The sequence below is a fragment of the Tepidiphilus sp. HLB4 genome (genome assembly GCF_054823945.1).
Genome location: NZ_JSYB01000008.1, coordinates 23,513 through 40,855, shown reverse-complemented (window position 1 = coordinate 40,855; position 17,343 = coordinate 23,513). Strand labels below are relative to the sequence as shown.

Here is a 17,343-nt window from a genome sequence, read left to right as displayed (position 1 = left end):
CGCTCACATTCGTTGATCGAGGCTAGTGTACCGTAAAAAAAGCTCTGCCATACGGCGTAAAAAAACCCGCCCCTGCAGCAGGCGGGTCTTTCATGCACGAGGCGCGGCAGACTCAACGCAGGCGCAGATCCTCGGCAACGATGCGCGGCGTGAGGAACACCATCAGCTCGGTGCGCGTCGCGGAATTCGACTTGTTGCGGAAGAGATTCCCGAAGACCGGCACATCGCCCAGCCAGGGCACCTGATCGACACCGTTGGTCTCGGACTCCTGGAAGAGGCCGCCGAGGACGACGGTCCCCCCGTTGTCGACCAGGACGTCGCTCACCACTTCACGCTTGCGGATCGGCGGATTACCCTGAATGCTTCTTGAATAATCCGGCTGGTCGTCATGCACCACCACCTTCATGCGGATCCGGCCATCGGGCGTAAGCACCGGCGTGACCCGAAGTTCGAGCACCGCCTCCTTGAATTGCACGTTCGGTGTGGTCATGTTGTTGGCCGTCACCGTCGTCACGTAGGGGATCTCCTGTCCCACGGCGATACGCGCCTCGATGTTGTTCGCCGTCATGATCTTCGGGTTGGAGACGATGCGGCTCTTGCCCGTGACCTCGGCCAGGTTGAGCTCGAGGTTGAGGAAGCGCGTCGCCGAGCGGTTGAAGATCGACAGCGCGAACGTCGAGAATTGCCCGGCATCGACGTTGGTATTCTGCTGGAAGAAGGGACGGTTGAAAGGACCCACCGTGAAGAGCGCCCCATTCCCCAGACTGCGGATGCGTGCATCATCGAAAGAGAGCTTGGCCCCGATCTCCTTGTTGAAGTTCGACGACACTTCGAGGATGCGCGCCTCGATCACCACCTGGCGCGGCGGCACGTCGATCTGCTTCAGGAGCTCGCGCACCGCCTGTAGACGCTCTTCGACATCGGTGATGAAGAGCTTGTTGGTGCGCATGTCGAAGGTGGCCATGCCGCGGTCGGAGAGCATTTTTTTCGTGTTGCTGCCCCCTCCTCCGCCGCCGGTATTGTCATTCGAGATCATGGCGTAGATCTCGGCCGCCGAGTGGTAATTGACCTGAAAACTCTCGGTGACCAGCACCCCCTTCTCGATGCTCTGGTTGAGCGCATCCAGACGCACCTTCTCCTGCTCGGCGATCTCCTGCGCCGGCGCCACCCAGATGACGTTGCCCTGCTGACGCTTGTCGAGTTTCTTGTTCTGCAGGATGATGTCGAGGGCCTGATCCCAGGGCACGTCGACCAGGCGCAGGGTGATGGTGCCCTGCACGGTGTCGGAGACGACGATGTTGAAGCCGCTGAAGTCGGCCAGCACCTGCAGCACGGCGCGCACGTCGATGTTCTGGAAGTTGAGCGTGAGTCGCTCGCCCTTGTACTGGGGCTTGCCCACGAGCACCTTGTTGGGGTCTTCCTGAACCGGCTGGATGTCGACGACGAAGAGCGCGTCGGCCTGATAGGCGGTGTGCTGCCAGTTGCCCTTGGGCTCGATCACGAGCACGGTATCACGCCCGCGCCGCTCGAAGCGGAAACTCTGCACCGGCGTGGCGAAATCGGTCACGTCGCTGCGGCGGTAGAGCTCCTGCGGCAGCGCCGTCTCGGGGAAGACGACCTCGATGCGCTCGCCGGCACGGCGCAGGTCGGGCGCGATCTCAGGGGTGGAGAGATGCACCATCACCTTGCCCTCACCGTTCGTTCCCCGCCGGAAGTCGACCGAGAGGATCGAAGGAACGACGGCCCCACCCCCCGACGAGGCGGCTTGCCCCACCGCCTGCGTCTGGTAGGGAACGAGGGCTTCCTGCGCCTTGCTGGCCATTTGAGCGGCGGTACCGGCTTCGAGCTCGAGACCCCAGCCCGAGCCGATCTGGGCGAGGCGGTAGGTCATCGGCTGCGACAGGGCAAGGACGACCCTCAAGCGCCCGGCCGCCTCGACCGCGTAGATTCGCTCAATGCCGTTGCGCTTGATCTCCCGCGAGGGTGCTCCCAACTGGCTCTTCGCATTGGGAAAATCGATGACGATGCGCGAAGGGCTGGTGAGCGCGAAATGCGAGGGATTGGCGACGCTCCCCTCGAAGACGAAATCGACCCGCATCCCTCCCTGTCCCGATTCGACGAGGGAGACGTCTTTGAGGAGGGCGGTCTTCTCCTCGGCCATGGCCGAACGCCCGCCGACCAAAAGCAGCGTGAGGCACATTCCCAAGACGAGGATTCCCAGCCAGCGTGCGGCGGCACTCCTCTTGGGCTCGAAACCCAGGACTTCTCCAGCTTCGCGAATCATTGTTTTCCCTCCAAGTTCAATTCCACCGGCCGCTTGACCCAACGCTGTTCGGCATCCTGCACCATTTCTTCGATCTTGAGCTTGGTATCCTCGATCGCCACGACCCGACCGAAATTCTGTCCGAGATAGGAGCCCACCGAGACGGGATAGACGCCGTCCGGGGCCTCGATCAGCGCCCGGATCTCTTTGCCCCGGCGCAATACCCCTCTGAGCTTGAGCTCTTCGAGCGAGAAACGCTCGAGCGGCTCGCGCGGCCGATTCATGTCTGGCGCGGGCAAGCCCCCTCCCTTGGCCGACTTGAGCGCCGGCGGGGCCAAGCGGCCGGGATCGAAGGGGTCGGTCAAATCCTGAGCCTTGTAAGCCACCGGAGGAAACGGCTTGACTTCGGGAAGCGGAGGGACACGCCCTTTCAGCCCCCGGGCAGATTCCTCCATCCATTGCTGGATGTCGGTCACGTCCGAAGGAGGGGCCTCGACACACCCGGTCAGCAGGAATGCGGCCAAAACCGACGCAAACGCAGGCAGTGAAGGGAAACTCATTTTTTCCCTCCTTTTGCCGCCGGCTTGGGTGCGGCCGCGTTGAGCTCTTCCTCGTCCAGATAACGGTAGGTGTGCAGCGTCGCCTCGAACTTCAGGCCCACGTCCTTCTGCGGCGCGAGCTTGATGTCGCCGAACGTCACCACCCGCGGCATGGAAGAGACGTCGCTGAGAAACCCGGCGATCTCGTGGAATCCCCCTTCGAGTGCGATCGCCACGGGCATCTCGACGTAGAAGTCTCGCCGCGCCTCGTCTCCCGGCCGGAACAACTCGAAACGCAACCCCCGCTTCAGCCCGAATTGATGCACGTCCTGCAACAGGGCATCCATCTCGGATTTGCTCGGGAGCTGCTTCAGCAAGGCGCCGAACTGGGCTTCGGCCGTGCGCAGCTGGGCCCGGTATTCCGGCAGATTGACCGCTTGCCGTTTCTTTACCAACCACTGGTCGCGCAACTCTTTCTCCTGCCCCTTGACACGTTCGAGCTCCTCGGCCTGTGAGGTCCAGAAAAACCACCAGGCACCGGCGACGATGAGGGCAAACAGCAGCACCATGACCGTGATTTGAGGAGCCGGCGGCCATCTGCCGGGATCTTGAGGATCCAGATCGCGGAACTGCCTGATCCAACGCAACGGATCGCGCCGCAGATCGAAGCGCACATCGACTTTCATGGTTTGCCCTCCGCCGCCGGTTTTTCCGCTCCCATCGCCTCGATCACGGGACGGTCCATGCGCAACTGCAAGGCGAACCGAACCACCCTTTGCCCGTTTCTATCGAGGCCCAAGGTCTCGATGAGCCGCACGTCGGTGAGATAAGGCGAGGCATCGAGGGAGCGCATGGTCTCGGAGACGCGCGCGTTCGACTGGGAAACGCCGCGCAAGGTCACGAGGGCGTCGCGCCGCTCCAAGGACTCGAGAAAAGTGGCTTCGGGAAGGCGCCGGGGCAGCTCGTCGAAGAGCAGCACCGGCTCGACGCGACGTGCGCGCAGGGACTCGATGACGTTCTTGCGGGCGACGATGCCATCGATGAGGGTGCGCAATTCTTTGAGCTCGGCAAGCTGCTTGTCGAGCTGGCCGATCTGCTCGGTGAGGAAGCGGTTACGCTCCTGCTGTCGCTCGATGAGCCCATTGAGGTAGAGAGAGCCGATGATGCCAACGAGCACCCCGGCCAAGGCAGCGGCGACGAGCCCGCTGTAGAACAGGCGCCGGCGCCGTTCTCGCAGCGCTTCGCGCCAGGGCAAGAGATTGATACGGGTCACTGATCGAACCTCCGCAGGGCGAGACCGGTGGCGATGACCATGCGCGGCGCGAGACTAGGGCGAAGGCGGTCACGCAGGCGCGGATGGACCTGAAAACCCTTCCAGGGGTCGGCCACTTCGACGGGAGCCGCCACCCGTTGCCGGACGGCGTCGGGGAGCATCGGCAAAGCCGCCAGGCCCCCGCCCAGGACGACCCGATCGACGTGATCCGAGGACTGGGTTGCAAAAAAATATTGCAGCGCCCGGGCGATTTCCTGGGCGAGCGTGTCACAAAAAGGAACCACCACCTGGCCGAGGAGATCGACCGGCCAGCGATGTTCTTCGGTCATCTGCTCTACTTCCTGAGCCGTTTTGCCGCTGCGGCGCATCAATTCGCGGGCGAGCTGCTGCCCTCCCACGGGCTGGGTGCGATCGAAAACGCGCCTGCCGCGATGGAAGACGAACACTTCCAAGAGGTTCGCCCCGAGATTACAATGCGCCTCGATGCGTTTCGACCTTTCTTCCTCGCTACCCCGAACCAGGGCCCGTTGCCACGCGAGCGAGGCGACATCGACCACCGCGGGTTCCACACCGACCGCATCGGCGAGCGCCACGAGCTCATCGACGCGGTCGCGCCGGGCCGCGACGATGAAGACCTCGACGGTTTCTTCGAGATGGCCCGGCCCCGTGATCTCCCAGTCGAGCGCGACCTCTTCGAGCGGGAAGGGGACGAAACGCGCCGCCTCCATCAGGACGAGCTCTTCGAATTCGCGTTCGCTCTCCAGGGCGGCCAGCGTCACCGTCTTCATCATCACGACGGCATCTGGCAAGGCGAAGGCGAGCCGCTTCGCCCCCCCGTGGTGCTGGGAAATCGCGGCGCGCAAGGCCTGCGCCACCCCATCGAAGTTGACCAGCGCGTTGTCGACCATTGCCCCTTCGGCAAGTGGCACGATGACGCTTTGTTCGATGAGCGGAACTTCGATGCTGCCAGACAATTCCAATGTTTTGACCGCGGAAGCCGAAAGGTCGACCCCGATCAGCCCACTTCCGCTACCGCTCCCCCACCCCAGCAACTTGTCCCAGATCATCCGATGGCCCCCTGTCCGGCATCATGCCTCACGGTCGCGCGGCAATTATAATCGGCATATCCATCCAAGGACAACGCCCTTTCACTCGGTATAATCAAAAAACTTTCTACGGACACCCTCATGTCTCGGGTCAAAACCTCGATACTCGCCCTATTCGCCTTGGGAATCGCCGCCTGTGGCATTCTTGCAACGACCATCGTCCTCGCCTGGCAGCAGCTGCCCACGCTCGATCAGCTCATCGACTATCAGCCGAAGATCCCCTTGCGCGTCTACTCCGCCGAAGGCGAACCCCTGGCGGAGTTCGGCGAAGAGAAGCGTGTCGTCTTAAACGTCAATGTCATACCAGATCACCTCAAGCAGGCCATCCTCGCCGCCGAGGACGAGCGCTTCTACGAGCACCCCGGCATCGACGTGCAAGGCATCGTTCGCGCCGCCTTCGTCAATTTCGTGCGTGGCGGCAAGGCTCAGGGCGCCTCGACCATCACCATGCAGGTGGCGCGCAATTTCTACCTCTCGCGCGAAAAAACCTTCAACCGCAAGTTCTACGAGATCCTGCTCGCCCTCAAGATCGAGCGCGAACTGAGCAAGGATCAGATCCTCGAGCTCTACCTCAACCAGATCTACCTCGGGCAACGCGCCTATGGCTTCGCCGCCGCAGCGCAGACCTATTTCGGCAAGCCGGTGCAGGCGCTCACGCTGGCCGAGGCGGCGCTGCTCGCGGGGCTGCCCAAGGCGCCCTCGCAGCTCAATCCCATCCGCAACCCCGAGGCGGCGAAGAAACGCCGCGAGTACGTGCTCTCGCGCATGCTGGAAGCAGGTTTCATCACGCAAGAGCAATACGCCGCGGCGGCGGCCGAACCGATCGTGCTCGCCCAGGACCGCTATCGCAACGATCCGACCGCGATCAACGGCAACGGCGTCGGCCAGTACGTGGCCGAGATGGCGCGCCTCTTCGCGCTGGAGCGTTTCGGGGACGCTGCCTACACCGCCGGCATCCAGATCTTCACGACGATCCGCCTGGCCGACCAGCGCGCCGCCGAGGCCGCCGTGCGCCACGGGCTTCTGGCCTACGACCGGCGCCATGGCTACCGCGGCCCCGAAGGCATGCTCGACGCCAAAGCGGTGGCCGAGCGCGATTGGGATACCTTGGATGCCCAGCTGTCGTCCTACCCCGATTTCCCCGAGGCGCTCGCCGCCGTCGTGCTGGAAGCGAGCGATCGCAGGCTCGTCGTCTGGCGCCATGGCAAGACCGTGGAATTCACCGACAAGGCGCTCGACTTCGTGCGCCGCAGCCTCGGCGCCAAGGCCCCCGAAGAACAGCGTCTGCGGCCCGGCGCCGTCGTGCGTCTGCGTCCTCTGCCCAATGAGCGCTGGGAACTCACCCAGCTACCCGAAGCGCAGGCGGCGCTCGTCTCGCTCGATGCCGACACCGGGGCGGTGCGTGCCCTCGTGGGCGGCTACGATTTCGGCCTGACGAAATTCAACCACGCCACCCAAGGGCAGCGCCAGCCCGGCTCCTCCTTCAAACCCTTCATCTATTCCGCTGCTCTGGAAAAAGGCTGGGGACCGGGCAGCTGGGTGGAAGATGCGCCCCTTTTCTTTTCCGCCGAGCTCACCGGCAGCAAGGACTGGGAGCCGAAAAACTACGACGATCGCTACGAAGGCTGGATGCGCCTGCGCGACGCCGTGGCCAAGTCCAAGAACGTGGTCGCGATCCGCGTGCTCAACGACATCACGCCGGCCTACGCCCAGCAGTGGATCACCCGTTTCGGGCTCGATCCGGCGAAACACCCCGCCTACCTGACGATGGCCCTTGGGGCCGGCAGCGCCAACCCCTGGGAAATGGCGCGGGCCTATGCCGTGTTCGCCAACGGCGGCTACCTCGTCGAGCCTTATTTCATCCAGGAGATCCGCGACGCCCAAGGCAATCTGCTCCTGCGCGTGCAGCCAAAGGTCGCAGGGCAAGACGCGCCCCGCGTGCTCTCCGAGCGCAACGCCTGGATGATGGACTCGCTGCTGCGCACCGTGGTCGAGCGCGGCACGGCCGCGGCGGCGCGCGCCCGGCTCAAGCGCTCAGACCTGGCCGGCAAGACCGGCACCACCAACAACCAGGTCGACACCTGGTTTGCCGGCTATCAGCCCAAGATCGTCGCCGTGAGCTGGCTCGGTTTCAGCCAGCCGCGCTCGCTCGGACGGGCCGAGACGGGGGGGCGCGCCGCGTTGCCCATCTGGATCGAGTACATGGAGACGGCACTGCAAGGCCAACCCGAGGTCAAACGCCCCATGCCCGAAGGGATCTCCACGGTGCTGCTCGACGACAAGACCGAGTATCATTACAGCGAATACCCGCCTCCCTCGCCGTATCCACCCTCATCTGAACCCGTCGAAGAAGCTCCTCCGCCAAACGACATGACGGAAGATCCTTTCTATGATTTGATCCAGCAGCGGCGGCAAGGTACGCCCGACGCCGCTCCTCGTGCCCCCGTGCTCGATCGTCCCTTTCTGAATTGAGCTAGAATTCGCCCATGAGCCGATCCCGCGTAAGCCTCAAGCATCATTTCCTGATCGCCATGCCCGACATGGCCGATCCCAATTTCGCCCAGACGGTGGTGTATCTCGCCGAGCACTCAGAAGAAGGGGCGATGGGCGTGATCATCAATCGTCCCACCGAGATCACGCTCGGCACCCTCTACGAGCGCATTGACTTGTCGCCCCCCGTTCCCGCAATTGCCGCCCGGCCGGTCTTCTTCGGCGGCCCAGTGGCTACCGAGCGCGGGTTCGTGCTGCACCGCCCGGGCGGAAGCTGGCACGGCACCACGGTGCTGCCGCATGGTCTCGCGCTCACCAGTTCCCGCGACGTGCTGCAGGCGATCGGCGAAGGCAAGGATCCGCACGACTTCCTCGTCGTCCTGGGGCACGCCGGCTGGGCCCCGGGTCAGCTCGAACAGGAACTCGCGCAAAACGCCTGGCTCACCGTCCCGGCCGACCCCGAACTCATCTTCGGCGTGGCGCCGGAGCAACGCTATGAAGCGGCGCTCGCGCTCCTGGGCGTAGCGCTTCATCACCTCGTCATCCATGCCGGACACGGTTGAAGCCGCCCTGCCGTGGCGCGGAACGGTGCTTGCCTTCGATTATGGCCTTACCCGCACCGGTCTCGCCCAGGGGGATCTCGAATTGCGCCTGGCGGTGCCGCTCACCACGCTTCCCTCGCGCGACGAGCCCGCTTTCTTCGCCGCCATCGCTGCGCTCGTCGAAGAGTGGCGGCCGGTGCTCCTCGTCGTCGGCCGCCCCGGCGAAGCACAAGACCACGAGCATGGGCGGCGCTGCGAGCGCTTTGCCCGCCGCCTGCACGGCCGCCACCGGCTGCCCGTGGTGCTGGTCGATGAAGCCTTCTCTTCCTGCGTGGCCGAACGCCAACTCGTGGAAGCCGGCCACCGCGACTGGCGCCGCCGCAAACCGGTGCGCGACGCGCTCGCCGCGCGCGCCATCCTGCAAAGTTACTTCGACGGCGCGCCCTGGCGCGACGCCGTCGCTCCCAAGGAACCCGTATGAACTCATTCCCTGATGCGGAAGCGCTCTATGCGCGGCTGCGCGAGCAGCTCATCCCCGACATCGACCGCTTCGACGCCTTGGTGGGCATCCACTCCGGCGGCGCCTGGCTCGCCGAGCGGCTGCAGCGCGAGCTCGCCCCTGCCAAGGCGCTCGGCAGCATCGATATTTCATTTTACCGCGACGACCTCGCGCAGCGCGGCCTGGGCCGCTCGCGCGTGCGCGCCTCGCACATCCCTTTCCCTGTACAGGATGCGCGGATCCTGCTCGTCGATGACGTGCTCTACACCGGCCGCACCGTACGCGCGGCGATCAACGAGCTCTTCGACTACGGCCGCCCCGCGCGCGTGGAGCTTGCCGTACTCGTCGATCGCGGCGAACGGGAACTTCCGATTTGCGCGCGTTACGTGGCCCATACCCTGCCCCAGCCGCTGCCTGCCGGCGAGCGGCTCGAACTCGCCCGCAATGAAGCGGGCCTCTTCACCCTCCGGACCCTGCGCGATGAGCCACCCACAACTCGATGAACATGGCCGCTTGCAGCATCTCCTGAGCCTCGACGGGCTGCCGCGCGAGGTGCTGCTGCAGATCCTCGACATGGCCGAGCCTTTCCTCGAAGTCACCGAACGCGAAGTGAAGAAAGTGCCACTGCTGCGCGGCAAGAGCGTCTTCAACCTCTTCTTCGAGAATTCCACCCGCACGCGCACCACTTTCGAGATCGCCGCCAAGCGGCTATCGGCCGACGTCATCAACCTCAACGTCAGCACGAGCTCCACCACCAAGGGTGAGTCGCTGCTCGACACCATCGACAACCTCTGCGCGATGAACGCCGACATGTTCGTCGTCCGCCACGCGAGCAGCGGCGCGCCCTTCCTCATCGCCCGTCACCTGCGAGAGCGCGGCCTCGAGCACATCCACGTGGTCAATGCCGGCGACGGACGCTACGCCCACCCCACGCAGGGGCTGCTCGACATGTACACCATCCGGCACTACAAGAAAGATTTCTCCCGGCTGACGGTGGCCATCGTCGGCGACGTGCTCCACTCGCGCGTGGCCCGCTCCGAGATCGCCGCGCTCACCACTCTGGGCGTGGGCGAGCTGCGTGTGATCGGCCCCAAGACGCTGCTGCCCGTAGGGCTCGAACAGTTCGGCGCCCGCGTCTTCCACGACCTGCGCCAGGGCTTGCGCGACGTCGACGTCGTCATGATGCTGCGGCTCCAGAACGAGCGCATGAAAGGGGCCTTGCTGCCCTCGAAGGAAGAGTACCACCAACGCTTCGGGCTCACGCCCGAGAAACTCGCGCTCGCCAAGCCCGACGCCATCGTCATGCACCCGGGGCCGCTCAACCGCGGCATCGAGATCGACTCGGCGGTGGCCGACGGCCCCCGGTCGGTGATCCTGCCGCAAGTCACCTTCGGTATCGCCGTGCGCATGGCGGTGATGAGCCTGCTCGCCGGACAAGGAGCCCAAGCATGAGAGTGCGCATCCGCAGCGCCCGCCTCGTCGATCCCCGTCGTCGCCAAGAAGAGCTCGCCGACCTGCTGATCGCCGACGGGCGCATCGTCGGCCGCGGCCCGGCGCCGGATTTCCACGCCGATCACACCATCGAGGCCGAAGGGTTGGTCGTCTGCCCCGGCCTCATCGATACCTTCGCCCGGCTGCGCGAACCCGGTTTCGAATATCGCGCCACGCTCGCCTCCGAGCTCAAGGCCGCCGTGCGCGGCGGCATCACGCGCGTCGTCACCCCGCCCGACACCGACCCCCCGCTCGACGAAGCCGGCCTCGTCGAGATGCTGCGTTTCCGCTCCGAAGCGCTGGGGCTCGCCCACGTGCACCCGGTAGGCGCTCTCACATTGGGACTCAAGGGCGAGCGCCTCTCGGAGATGGCGCTCCTTGCCGAAGTCGGCTGCGTCGCCCTGGGTCAGGCCGACGTGCCCATCGCCGACAGCCTGTCGCTCTTTCGTGCCTTCCAGTACGCCGCGACCTTCGATCTCCCCGTATGGCTCACCGCCTCCGACCCTTGGCTCGCGGCAGCCGGCTGCGCGCACGACGGGGAAGTGGCTGCCCGCCTGGGCCTGCCAGGCATTCCCGCCTGCGCCGAGACGATCGCCTTGGCGCGGCTTCTGGAACTCGCCCGCGCTACCGGCGTGCGGCTGCACGTGCAGCATCTCTCGAGCGCCGCTTCGCTGCCGCTGCTCGCCCAGGCGAAAGCCTCGGGGCTGCCCGTGAGCGCCAGCGTCTCGGCGCTGCACCTTGCCTGCAGCGAACACGACATCGGGCACTTCGACACCCACACACACGTGATCCCCCCGTTGCGCAGCCAGGCCGACCGCGCGGCGCTCGCCCAGGCCGTGGCCGAAGGACTGATCGACGTGATCGATTCGAACCACACCCCGGTCGACGACGACGCCAAGGCCGTCCCCTTTGCCGAGAGCGAACCCGGTGCGACTGGGCTGGAGCTGCTGCTGCCGCTCACGCTAGCCTGGGGGCGCGAGCGCGGGCTCGACCTCGCCGCGGCGCTCGCTCCCATCACCGACCATCCTGCCCGGCTCCTCGGCCAGGAAGACGCTGGCCATCTGGGAGAAGGTGCGGTGGCCGACCTCTGCCTCTTCGACCCCGAGGCCCGCTGGCAGGTCACACCCAAGTCGCTTGCAAGCCTGGGGAAGAACACCCCGATTTTGGGGAAGAGCGTGCAGGGGCGCGTGGTCGCCACCCTGGTGGCCGGCCGCCCGGTCTTCAGCCGCTAAAGCAGGGTCTCAAGCCGCGTCGCCATCGCCTGCGGATCGGAGGTGGCGATGCGCACGCGCTTGGCACGGCCCGTCTCTCCCTGTACGATCGCGATGGCCGCACGCGGCACGCCGCAGAATTCGGCCAGAAAGCGCACGAGCGCCTCGTTCGCCTTCCCGTCCACGGCGGGAGCGGCCACGCGCAGTTTCATCGCCTCGCCATGGCGTCCCGCCCACTGGCTGCGTTTGGCGCCCGGCTGCACGTGCAGCCTCACCGTCACCGCCTCGGGCTCGAGGCGGATGGGCGACGCTTCATTCATCCCAGCCCGCCGCCCAGCAGCAGCCGTACCAAGAGAAAGCGCAACTGCCCGCCGGCGATTGCCAGTACCTGCAACAGCAACAGAAAGACGAGAGGACTCAGGTCGATGCCAGCGATCACGGGCACGACGCGCCGGATCGGTTCGAGCCAGGGGGCCACGATCGTCTCGGCGATCGCCGCGGCTGGAGCGCGCGGATTGACCCAGCTCAGGACCGCCGCGAAGAGCACCGCGAAAAAGAGCAGATATCCCAGCACGTAGAAGCTCTCGAGTAGCCCGCCCAGTACCACCAGACCGATGAGCCCGCCGAGCGGCAAGAGCGCGAGCTGGCCGAAGAGCGCCATCTTCAGCAGCACGAAGAGCGACTGCGTCGCCCAGACCAATCCCAGGCTCACTGCGTCCCAGCGCATGCGTGGCTTCAAGATGCGGCGCAGCGGCAACACCGCCCAATCGGTGAGCGCGAGCACGAAACGCCCCAGCGGTGTGTAGAAGGAAATGCGCTGCGCCTGCATCAGCACCCGCAGCCAGAGCACGGCGGTGAAGGCCTGCGCCAAGGTGCCGAGCACCAGATCGAAGAGCTGCTGGCCCATCATCACGGCGCCTCGCCCAGCTGCCGCGCGAGTTCCTGGCTGCGCGCATGGGCGGCGAACACCGCCTCGCGCACAGTCTCGGCAAAGCCCCGCTCGGTGAGGCGCGCGAGCGCCGCCTCCGTCGTTCCTCCCTTGGAGGTCACGTTCTCGCGCAGGCGCGACAGCGGCTCCTCGCTCTCCTGGGCGAGTCGCACCGCGCCCGCGGCGGTGGCCTGCGCCAAACGGCGGGCAGTGGCAGCGTCGAACCCCAGCGCTTCGCCTGCCGCCTGCAAGGCTTCGAGAAAGGCGAAGACATAGGCCGGGCCGCTGCCGGAAAGGGCGGTGATCGCGTCGATTTTTCCTTCCTCCTCGACCCAGAGCACCTCGCCCACCGCCGCCATGATGCGCTCGGCCTCCTCGCGCCCCAGCGCATCGACGCTCGGGTCGGCGTAGAGCCCCGTGACTCCCGCCCCCACCAGGGCAGGCGTATTGGGCATGGCACGCACGAGCCGCCGGTGCCCGCCGAGCCAGCGCCCGATCACGCCAAGCGGCAAGCCCGCGGCGATGCTCAGCACCAGGATCCGCCCCAGACGGCCGGCGAGCGGAGTCACCGCCTCACGCAAATGCTGGGGCTTGACTGCCAGCACGATCACGTCGGTCTCGAACCAGGCATCGTCGAGCACCGTCTGCGCCGCCACGCCGAAGCGCGCTTCCAGCGCCCGGCAGCGCACCGCGTCGGGATCCATCACCTGGACTGCGCGCGCACTCGCCACCTGGCGCGCCAACAAACCGCCGATCAGGGCCTCGGCCATGCGGCCGCCGCCAAGAAAACTGATTCTCATGGTTTCTTCCTCTCCCCGAAAATCGCCGTCCCCAGGCGCACGTGCGTCGCTCCCTCCTCGATGGCGAGGGTGAAATCGCCCGACATGCCCATCGAGAGCACGTCGAGCTCGAGCCCCTGTGCGCGCAGCTCTTCCAGGCAACGGCGCAGCATACGGAAACGCGCACACAGCACAGCCTCGTCGGAAGTCGGCTCCGGAATGCACATCAGACCGCGCAGGCGCAGACCAGGCAATGCCGCCACCGCCTGCGCGAGCGCCGGCACCTCGGCCGGTGCCACGCCGGACTTGCTCGCTTCGCCGCTCACATTGACCTGCAGCAGCACCTGCAGCGGCCCCAAGGCGGCCGGGCGCTGCGTCGCCAGCCGCTCGGCCACTTTCAGGCGATCGACGGAATGCACCCAGGCGAAGTGTTCGGCGATGGCCCGCGTCTTGTTGCTCTGGATGGGACCGATGAAATGCCACTCGAGCGGCAGGACCGAGAGCGCCTCGACCTTGGCCACGCCTTCCTGTACGTAGTTCTCGCCAAAGACCCGCTGCCCGCAGGCAAAGGCCGTACGCACGGATTCCGGCGGCTGGGTCTTCGACACCGCCACGATCGTCACCGAACCGGGAGGACGCCCGGCACGAACCTCGGTCTCGGCCACGCGCGCGCGCAGCGCCTCGAGCCGGCGGCACAAAAGTTCCTCACGGCGCGACGAATCCGCTACAATCGTCATTCCGAAGCCATACTCGCTGTCAAGGACCGAACCGAGTATAGCATCGCCGCCGTCCGCCTCCCAGGAGATCGTATGGACATCACCGAACTGCTCGCCTTCTCCGTCAAGAACAAGGCTTCCGACCTGCACCTGTCGGCCGGCCTGCCGCCGATGCTGCGCATCAACGGCGACATCCGGCGCATCAACCTGCCTGTGCTCGCCGATGCCGACGTCAAGGCGCTCGTCTATGACATCATGAACGATGCGCAGCGCAAGAACTTCGAGGAACATCTGGAGGCGGACTTCTCCTTCGAAGTGCCCGGCATCGCCCGCTTCCGGGTCAACGCCTTCCTGCAGGACCGGGGCATGGGGGCGGCTTTCCGTACCATCCCGAGCAAGGTGCTCACGCTCGAAGAGCTCGCCGCGCCGCCCGTGTTCAAGACCATCTGCGATCAGCCCCGCGGCATCGTGCTCGTCACCGGCCCCACCGGTTCGGGGAAATCGACCACGCTGGCAGCGATGCTCGATCACATCAACACGCATCAGCCGGTCCATATCCTCACCATCGAGGACCCGATCGAGTTCGTCCACGAGCCGAAGAAAGCGCTCATCAACCAGCGCGAGGTGCACCGCGACACCCATTCCTTCGAGAATGCGCTACGCTCGGCGCTGCGCGAAGACCCGGACGTGATCCTGGTGGGCGAGATGCGCGACATCGAGACCATCCGGCTCGCACTCACCGCGGCCGAGACCGGCCACCTCGTCTTCGCCACCCTGCACACTTCCTCGGCCGCCAAGACGATCGACCGCATCGTCGACGTCTTCCCTGCCGCCGAGAAAGAAATGGTGCGCTCCATGCTTTCCGAATCCCTGCGCGCCGTCATCTCGCAGGTGCTGCTCAAGCGCAAGGACGGCACCGGTCGCGTGGCGGCGCACGAGATCATGATCGCCAACGCGGCCATCCGCAACCTCATCCGCGAGAACAAGGTGGCCCAGATGTACTCCATCATCCAGACCAACCAGGCCATCGGCATGCAGACGCTCGACCAGTGCCTCATGGAGCTGGTACGCCAGCAGGTGATCTCAGTCGAAGAAGCCCGCTCGGTGGCACAGAACAAAGATCAGTTCCAGGTCGCTCCGACGCGCGTCATCCAAGTCTCTGGTGGCATTCCACCCAAGCAGTAACCGGCTAAGGACCGTCATCATGCAAAAAGACCAATCACTGCGCTTCGTCAACGACCTGCTCAAGCTCGCGAAGCAGAAAAAGGCCTCCGACCTCTTCATCACGCCGGACTTCCCTCCGGCGCTGAAAATCGACGGCAAGATCACCCCGCAGACGGCGCAGCCGCTCACCGCCATCCATACCGCGGAGATCGCCCGCGCCCTGATGAACGACCGGCAAGCCGCCGAGTTCGAGGCGACCAAGGAATGCAACTTCGCCATCAATCCCACCGGGATCGGGCGCTTCCGCGTCAATGCCTATCTGGAAAAAGGCGCCGTGGCGCTGGTGCTGCGCGCCATCGCCGACCGGGTCCCCACCTTCGAGGAGCTGATGCTGCCGCCCATTCTCAAGGAGATCGCCATGCTCAAACGCGGCCTGGTGGTCTTCGTCGGCGGCACCGGCACCGGCAAGAGCACCTCGCTCGCCGCGCTCGTCGATTACCGCAACGAGAATTCCTTCGGCCACATCATCACCATCGAAGATCCGATCGAATTCGTGCACACGCACAAAAACTGCATCGTGTCGCAGCGGGAGATCGGCATCGACACCGAAAACTGGGAAATCGCCCTGAAAAACACCTTGCGCCAGGCCCCTGACGTCATCATGATGGGCGAGATTCGCGACCGCGAGACCATGGACTACGCCATCGCCTTCGCCGAAACCGGACACCTTGCGCTCGCCACGCTGCACGCCAACAGCGCCAACCAGGCGCTCGACCGCATCATCAACTTCTTTCCCGAAGACCGGCGCCAGCAGCTGCTCATGGATCTCTCGCTCAACCTGCGCGCCTTCGTGTCGCAGCGCCTGCTGCCGCGCGCCGACGGTCCTGGGCGGGTTCCGGCCGTAGAGATCATGCTCAACTCGCCGCTCATTGCCGATCTCATCTTCAAAGGGGAAGTGGGCGAGATCAAGGACGTGATGAAGCGCTCGCGCGAGCTGGGCATGCAGACTTTCGACCAGGCCCTCTTCGACCTCTACGAAGCGGGGCTCATCCGCTACGAAGACGCGCTGCGCTACGCCGACTCGGTCAACGACCTGCGGCTACAGATCAAGCTCTACAGCAAACGGGAAGACAAACCCGACATCCGTCCGCCCGACGGCCTCGACGTCCTCTGATGGCGTGCGTCACGGCGGCGTGCTGGTGCGCCGCCGCATCGGGCCGGCCACGAGGCGGTATTCCAGAAGGCGGCATTCCAGCGCCCCGTTGAAGAGCGGCACGCGCCGGCTTGCCTTGAGTCCGATGGCCCGCGGCAATTCCGGGTCGGCGGTAAGGATCCACGCGCGCCAGCCCGTCCAGTGGCGCTTGAGCGCATCGCCCAGCCGCGGATACCATGCCGCCAGCCTCTGCGCTTCATCGAGCCGAACGCCGTAGGGCGGGTTGGCCACCAAAACGCCTTCTGGTGCCGGGGCGACGAGTTCCCCCACATCGGCCACTTGCCAGTGCACCGCCTCCTCCAGACCCGCTGCGGCGAGGTTGTCGCGCGCGGCCGCCACCATCGCCGGATCGACGTCGGAGCCCCACAGCCGCAGCGGCACGTCGCGGCGCAGCGCCTTGGCACGCTGGCGCAAAGCCCGCCACTGCGCCGGGTCGAAATTTTCCAGGTTTTCCAGGGCGAAACCGCGCGCGAGCCCCGGGGCGATGCCGCGCGCGGCCATCGCCGCTTCGAGAAGGAACGTGCCGCTGCCGCACATCGGATCGACCAGCGGCTCCTCCGGTCGCCACCCGGTGAGCATGAGAATCCCCGCCGCGAGGTTTTCCTTCAAGGGCGCGGCGACCGTCGAGCGTTTGAACCCGCGGCGGTAGAGCGGCTCGCCGCTCAGATCGAGATAGAGCCGCGCGCGCCGCTCTTGCAGAAAAACCCACAGGCGTACCTGCGGCGCCACAGTATCGACACTGGGCCGCGCGCCCAGCTGCGCCCGGAAGCGGTCGCAGACCGCGTCCTTGACCCGCAGCGCCGCGAATTCGAGGCTGCGCAAGGGCGAGCGCTGCGCGCGCACATCGACGCGGATGGTGCACTCCACGGCAAAATGCCGTGGCCAGGGGATGTCGCGGGCCAGGCGATAGAGCTCGTCCTCGTTGCGATAGTCCCCTTCCCCCACCTGCCACAGCACGCGCGTGGCGATGCGGCTCGTCAGGTTCACCCAAGCGCCGAGCGCGAACTCGCCGGCAAAGCCCACCCCAGCAGAAGCCGGCTCAGGCCGCTCGACCCCCAGGCGCGCCAGCTCCTGGGCGAGCACCCCCTCCAGACCCCGCGGACAAGGGACGAAAAACCGCTCGCTCACG

At 65.8% G+C, this 17,343-nt stretch carries 18 protein-coding genes; 8 read left to right on the top strand and 10 right to left on the bottom strand.

Annotated elements, in window-relative coordinates:
- Window positions 1-112: 112 nt before the first annotated feature.
- From pilQ to pilM, 5 genes are read right to left on the bottom strand one after another with little or no spacing between them, the layout of a single operon-like run.
- Window positions 113-2,284, bottom strand: coding sequence for a type IV pilus secretin PilQ (pilQ, locus tag OA56_RS02195; RefSeq protein WP_461583290.1), 2,172 nt, complete (start codon window positions 2,282-2,284; stop codon window positions 113-115).
- Entirely contained in the window at window positions 2,281-2,823 is a 543-nt protein-coding gene (locus OA56_RS02190) for a pilus assembly protein PilP (protein ID WP_055422856.1), read from the bottom strand. Before OA56_RS02190 ends, pilQ begins: the two co-directional genes overlap by 4 nt.
- The gene (locus OA56_RS02185; RefSeq protein WP_055422857.1) at window positions 2,820-3,488 is read right to left on the bottom strand and encodes a type IV pilus inner membrane component PilO; all 669 of its coding nucleotides are present in this window, start codon (window positions 3,486-3,488) and stop codon (window positions 2,820-2,822) included. The genes OA56_RS02190 and OA56_RS02185 overlap by 4 nt, the downstream gene beginning before the upstream one ends.
- Entirely contained in the window at window positions 3,485-4,075 is a 591-nt protein-coding gene (locus tag OA56_RS02180) for a PilN domain-containing protein (RefSeq protein WP_055422858.1), read from the bottom strand. Before OA56_RS02180 ends, OA56_RS02185 begins: the two co-directional genes overlap by 4 nt.
- On the bottom strand, window positions 4,072-5,142 hold the full coding sequence (gene pilM, locus OA56_RS02175) for a type IV pilus assembly protein PilM (RefSeq protein WP_028874316.1): 1,071 nt from the start codon (window positions 5,140-5,142) through the stop codon (window positions 4,072-4,074). Before pilM ends, OA56_RS02180 begins: the two co-directional genes overlap by 4 nt.
- Window positions 5,143-5,262: 120 nt before the next feature.
- Here pilM and OA56_RS02170 point away from each other — a divergent pair, with 120 nt between their 5' ends.
- Genes OA56_RS02170 through OA56_RS02145 form a run of 6 tightly spaced genes read left to right on the top strand, consistent with a single transcriptional unit; the run spans window position 5,263 to window position 11,435 of the window.
- Window positions 5,263-7,653, top strand: coding sequence for a penicillin-binding protein 1A (locus tag OA56_RS02170; RefSeq protein WP_461583289.1), 2,391 nt, complete (start codon window positions 5,263-5,265; stop codon window positions 7,651-7,653).
- A gap of 14 nt (window positions 7,654-7,667) precedes the next feature.
- Window positions 7,668-8,234, top strand: coding sequence for a YqgE/AlgH family protein (locus tag OA56_RS02165; RefSeq protein ID WP_055422860.1), 567 nt, complete (start codon window positions 7,668-7,670; stop codon window positions 8,232-8,234).
- Window positions 8,218-8,694 carry a Holliday junction resolvase RuvX gene (ruvX, locus tag OA56_RS02160; RefSeq protein WP_461583288.1) on the top strand — a complete coding sequence of 159 codons (477 nt, stop codon included), beginning with the start codon at window positions 8,218-8,220 and terminating at the stop codon, window positions 8,692-8,694. The genes OA56_RS02165 and ruvX overlap by 17 nt, the downstream gene beginning before the upstream one ends.
- Window positions 8,691-9,215 carry a bifunctional pyr operon transcriptional regulator/uracil phosphoribosyltransferase PyrR gene (gene pyrR / locus OA56_RS02155; RefSeq protein ID WP_055422862.1) on the top strand — a complete coding sequence of 175 codons (525 nt, stop codon included), beginning with the start codon at window positions 8,691-8,693 and terminating at the stop codon, window positions 9,213-9,215. The genes ruvX and pyrR overlap by 4 nt, the downstream gene beginning before the upstream one ends.
- The gene (locus OA56_RS02150; protein ID WP_055422863.1) at window positions 9,193-10,164 is read left to right on the top strand and encodes an aspartate carbamoyltransferase catalytic subunit; all 972 of its coding nucleotides are present in this window, start codon (window positions 9,193-9,195) and stop codon (window positions 10,162-10,164) included. The genes pyrR and OA56_RS02150 overlap by 23 nt, the downstream gene beginning before the upstream one ends.
- On the top strand, window positions 10,161-11,435 hold the full coding sequence (locus OA56_RS02145; protein WP_461583287.1) for a dihydroorotase: 1,275 nt from the start codon (window positions 10,161-10,163) through the stop codon (window positions 11,433-11,435). Before OA56_RS02150 ends, OA56_RS02145 begins: the two co-directional genes overlap by 4 nt.
- Here the strand turns inward: OA56_RS02145 and OA56_RS02140 are convergent.
- From OA56_RS02140 to OA56_RS02125, 4 genes are read right to left on the bottom strand one after another with little or no spacing between them, the layout of a single operon-like run.
- The gene (locus tag OA56_RS02140) at window positions 11,432-11,734 is read right to left on the bottom strand and encodes a DUF167 domain-containing protein (RefSeq protein WP_461583286.1); all 303 of its coding nucleotides are present in this window, start codon (window positions 11,732-11,734) and stop codon (window positions 11,432-11,434) included. The two genes, OA56_RS02145 and OA56_RS02140, sit on opposite strands and share 4 nt — an antisense overlap.
- Window positions 11,731-12,324 carry a YggT family protein gene (locus OA56_RS02135; RefSeq protein WP_461583285.1) on the bottom strand — a complete coding sequence of 198 codons (594 nt, stop codon included), beginning with the start codon at window positions 12,322-12,324 and terminating at the stop codon, window positions 11,731-11,733. The genes OA56_RS02140 and OA56_RS02135 overlap by 4 nt, the downstream gene beginning before the upstream one ends.
- The gene (proC, locus tag OA56_RS02130) at window positions 12,324-13,142 is read right to left on the bottom strand and encodes a pyrroline-5-carboxylate reductase (RefSeq protein ID WP_055422867.1); all 819 of its coding nucleotides are present in this window, start codon (window positions 13,140-13,142) and stop codon (window positions 12,324-12,326) included. The genes OA56_RS02135 and proC overlap by 1 nt, the downstream gene beginning before the upstream one ends.
- Window positions 13,139-13,858, bottom strand: coding sequence for a YggS family pyridoxal phosphate-dependent enzyme (locus tag OA56_RS02125; RefSeq protein ID WP_461583284.1), 720 nt, complete (start codon window positions 13,856-13,858; stop codon window positions 13,139-13,141). Before OA56_RS02125 ends, proC begins: the two co-directional genes overlap by 4 nt.
- Before the next feature lie 72 nt (window positions 13,859-13,930).
- Between OA56_RS02125 and OA56_RS02120 the strand changes: the two genes are divergently transcribed.
- Window positions 13,931-15,022 (top strand): type IV pilus twitching motility protein PilT, encoded by a 1,092-nt coding sequence (locus OA56_RS02120; RefSeq protein ID WP_461583283.1) that lies wholly within the window; start codon window positions 13,931-13,933, stop codon window positions 15,020-15,022.
- A gap of 19 nt (window positions 15,023-15,041) precedes the next feature.
- The gene (locus OA56_RS02115) at window positions 15,042-16,175 is read left to right on the top strand and encodes a PilT/PilU family type 4a pilus ATPase (protein ID WP_141056669.1); all 1,134 of its coding nucleotides are present in this window, start codon (window positions 15,042-15,044) and stop codon (window positions 16,173-16,175) included.
- Window positions 16,176-16,184: 9 nt separating this feature from the next.
- Here OA56_RS02115 and OA56_RS02110 read toward each other — a convergent pair whose 3' ends face one another.
- Window positions 16,185-17,342 (bottom strand): THUMP domain-containing class I SAM-dependent RNA methyltransferase, encoded by a 1,158-nt coding sequence (locus tag OA56_RS02110; RefSeq protein ID WP_461583282.1) that lies wholly within the window; start codon window positions 17,340-17,342, stop codon window positions 16,185-16,187.
- Between the last annotated feature and the right edge of the window lies 1 nt (window position 17,343).